This window comes from Mesorhizobium sp. M4B.F.Ca.ET.017.02.2.1 (assembly GCF_003998955.1).
GTDB lineage: Bacteria > Pseudomonadota > Alphaproteobacteria > Rhizobiales > Rhizobiaceae > Mesorhizobium > Mesorhizobium abyssinicae.
The window spans coordinates 1-3,528 of record NZ_RZOF01000481.1 but is presented as its reverse complement, the minus strand read 5'-3'; the positions used below and the strand labels follow the sequence as shown (position 1 = coordinate 3,528).

At 66.9% G+C, this 3,528-nt stretch carries 3 protein-coding genes; 1 reads left to right on the top strand and 2 read right to left on the bottom strand.

Annotated features, from left to right (window positions below):
* On the top strand, positions 1–1,965 hold a 1,965-nt coding region (locus EN738_RS32375; protein ID WP_145967001.1), incomplete at its 5' end, for an efflux RND transporter permease subunit.
* A gap of 23 nt (positions 1,966–1,988) precedes the next feature.
* Here the strand turns inward: EN738_RS32375 and EN738_RS32370 are convergent.
* Both EN738_RS32370 and EN738_RS32365 read right to left on the bottom strand, forming a co-directional pair.
* Complete coding sequence (locus tag EN738_RS32370) at positions 1,989–2,735, bottom strand: ABC transporter ATP-binding protein (protein ID WP_127287122.1); 747 nt, start codon at positions 2,733–2,735, stop codon at positions 1,989–1,991.
* Positions 2,732–3,528 (bottom strand): ABC transporter ATP-binding protein (locus tag EN738_RS32365; protein ID WP_145967000.1); only part of this gene is annotated, 797 nt, incomplete at its 5' end. The genes EN738_RS32370 and EN738_RS32365, both read right to left, overlap by 4 nt.

Here is a 3,528-nt window from a genome sequence, read left to right as displayed (position 1 = left end):
TATCTCGGCATCTCGCTGCAGCGTATCTCGCTGGGCGCGCTGATCATCGCGCTCGGCCTGCTGGTCGACGACGCCATGATCGCGGTCGAGATGATGGTGGCGCGGCTGGAGGTCGGCGACAACCTGCGCAAGGCGGCGACCTACGTCTACACATCGACCGCCTTCCCGATGCTGACCGGCACGCTGGTGACGGTCGCCGGCTTCATCCCGATCGGCCTCAACAACAGCGCCGCCGGCGAATACACCTTCACGCTGTTCGTCGTCATCGCCGTGTCGCTGCTGGTGTCATGGATCGTGGCGGTGCTGTTCGCGCCGCTGCTCGGCGTCACCATCCTGCCGGCGACGATGAAGGCCAAGCATCACGACCAGCCCGGACGCTTCACCTCGATGTTCCGGCGCGTGCTCGTCCTTTCGGTGCGCCGGCACTGGCTGACCATCATCGCGACGGTGCTGCTGTTCGCCGCCTCCATCGCCGGTTTCGGCCTCGTCCAGCAGCAGTTCTTCCCGCCGTCCGACCGGCCGGAGCTGATCGTCGACTGGAACCTGCCGCAGAATTCGTCGATCACCGAGACGCGCGACCAGATGGAGCGCTTCGAAGGGCGCGCGCTGGTCGGCAATCCCGACATCGACCATTTCTCATCCTATATCGGCCAGGGCGCGGTGCGCTTCCTGCTGGCCTATGACGTGCAGCCGGCCAATCCGTATTTCGGCCAGACGGTCATCGTCACCAAGAGCATCGAGGCGCGCAACCGGGTCAAGCCGGCGCTGGAAAAGCTGCTGCGCGAGGAGTTCGTCGGCACCGATGCCTTCGTCAAGCCGCTCGAACTCGGGCCGCCGGTCGGGCGCCCGGTGCAGTACCGTGTCGGCGGTCCCGACATCCAGACGGTCCGCGACCTTGCGCAGGAGTTCGCCGGCATCATTTCCGCCAACCCGCAGCTGGCGGCGCCCACTTTCGACTGGAACGAGCCGCAGCGTATGCTGAGGGTCGACGTGCTGCAGGACAAGGCGCGCCAGCTCGGCATCACCTCCTCCGACATCGCCAGCGCGCTGAACAGCACGGTCGGCGGCGCCACCATCACCCAGTTGCGCGACGCCACCTATCTGATCGATGTCGTGACGCGCTCGCGCGAGGCCGATCGCGGCTCGGTCGCAACACTGCAGAACATGCAATTGCCGACCGGGACCGGCGATGCCATCCCGCTCGCCGCGGTGGCCAACATCCGCTACGAGCTCGAGCAGCCGACCGTGTGGCGGCGTGACCGGATTCCGACCATCACCGTGCGCGCCGGCCTGGTCGGCGACGTGCTGCCGGCCACAGTCGTCGACGAGCTGAAGCCGTCGGTCGACGCGTTCATCGCCAAGCTGCCGCCGGGCTATTCGGTCGAGACCGCGGGCTCTGTCGAGGAAAGCGCCAAAAGCCAGGGGCCGATCGCGGCCGTCGTGCCCTTGATGCTGTTCGTCATGGCGACCATCCTGATGGTGCAATTGCAAAGCTTCCAACGCCTGTTCCTGGTGGTGGCGGTGGCGCCGCTCGGCCTGATCGGCGTGGTGGCGGCGCTGGTGCCGAGCGGCGCGCCACTCGGCTTCGTCGCCATCCTCGGCGTGCTGGCTCTGATCGGCATCCTGATCCGCAACTCGGTGATCCTGATCGTGCAGATCGAGGACCTGGTCGCCGAAGGCAAGGACCGCTGGGCAGCCGTCATCGAGGCGACCGAGCACCGCATGCGGCCGATCGCGCTGACGGCCGCGGCGGCCAGCCTGGCGCTGATCCCGATCGCGCGCGAAGTGTTCTGGGGACCGATGGCCTACGCGATGATGGGCGGCATCATCGCCGGCACCGCGATCACGCTGCTGTTCCTGCCGGCGCTTTACGTGACGTGGTTCCGCATCAAGGAGCCGAAAGACCGGCGGCAAGACGGCGTGCATAACGAGGCGGTGTCAGAGAGTGGTGCGGCGCATTTGTGAGTCAAGTTGCGCGGCACAGAAAGCTACGCCCTCACAAACCCCTCACTCGCCCTCAACAGGTTGCGCGTATAGTCCTCGCTGACCCGGTGGCCGATCAACTGGCTCGCGGTCAGCGTCTCCACTGCATCGCCGTTCTGCATGACCATCAGCCGCTCGCACATATGGGTGATGATGGCGAGGTCGTGGCTGACCATCAGGAAGGTCAGCTTGCGCCGTCGCCGCACCTCTTCGAGCAGGTTCAGCACCTCCGCCTGAACCGAGGCGTCGAGCGCCGAGGTCGGCTCGTCGAGCAGCAGGATCGAGGGCTCGAGGATCAGCGCGCGGGCGATGGCGACGCGCTGGCGCTGGCCGCCGGAGAGCTGGTGCGCGTAGCGGAAGCGGAAACCATTGCCGAGGCCGACCTCGTCCAGCGCGCGTTCGATACGCTTCTCGCCGTCGGCAAAGCCGTGGATGGCGAGCGGCTCCTGCAGCAGGCGGTCGACCGTCTGGCGCGGATGCAGCGAGCCATACGGATCCTGGAAGACCATCTGCACCTCTCGGTAGAAGGCCTTGTCACGCTTCTTGCCCAGGGTCTTGCCGTTGACGGTGATGCTGCCGGAGGCGATCGGCGCCAGGCCGGCGATTGCCCTCAGAAGCGTCGATTTGCCGGAGCCGCTCTCGCCGACCAGCCCGTAGGACTCGCCTTCCCTGACCTCGAGGCTGACGCCCTTCAGCGCGCGAAAGCGATCGAAGATCACTTCCACTCCGTCGACGGAAAGCGCCGCGGTCATGCAGCCCACTCCGGCTTGCGGTCGAGCACCGGCAGCGGATGGCGCTCGAAGCCGATCCTCGGCATGCAGTTGAGCAGGCCGCGCGTATAGGGATGCCGGGCGTCGCGCAGCTCTGAAGCCTTGAGCTGCTCGACCACCTTGCCGGCATACATGACGATCACCCGGTCACAGAAGGACGAGACCAGGCGCAGATCATGCGAGATGAAGATCAGGCCCATGCCGCGCTCGGCGACCAGCCTGTCGAGGATGTTCAGCACGTCGAGCTGCACGGTGACGTCGAGCGCCGAGGTCGGCTCGTCGGCGATCATCAGTTCCGGCCCGGCAATCAGCATCATGGCGATCATGGCGCGCTGACCCATGCCGCCCGAGACCTCGTGCGGGTGGAGGTCGAAGACGCGCCGGGGATCGCGGATCTGCACCGCCTCCAGCATGGCCAGCGCCCGCTCGCGCGCTTCTGCCTTTGAGACGCGCTCGTGCGTGCGCAGCGTCTCAACGATCTGGCGGCCGATGCTCATCACCGGGTCGAGCGAATATTTCGGATCCTGCAGGATCATGGCGATGCGGTTGCCGCGCAGCGCCCGGCGCTGGCGCGACGGTATGGAGAGCAGGTCGATGCCGTCAAAGCTGAGCTTCTTGGCCGAGACCTCGGCCTGCGGCGCGGTCAGGCCCATGATGGCGCGGCCGGTCTGCGATTTGCCGGAACCGCTTTCGCCGACGATGCCCAGCCGCTCGCGGCCGAGCGAGAAGGTGACGCCGCGCACCGCCTGGACCAGGCCGGTGCGGGTCGGGAAGG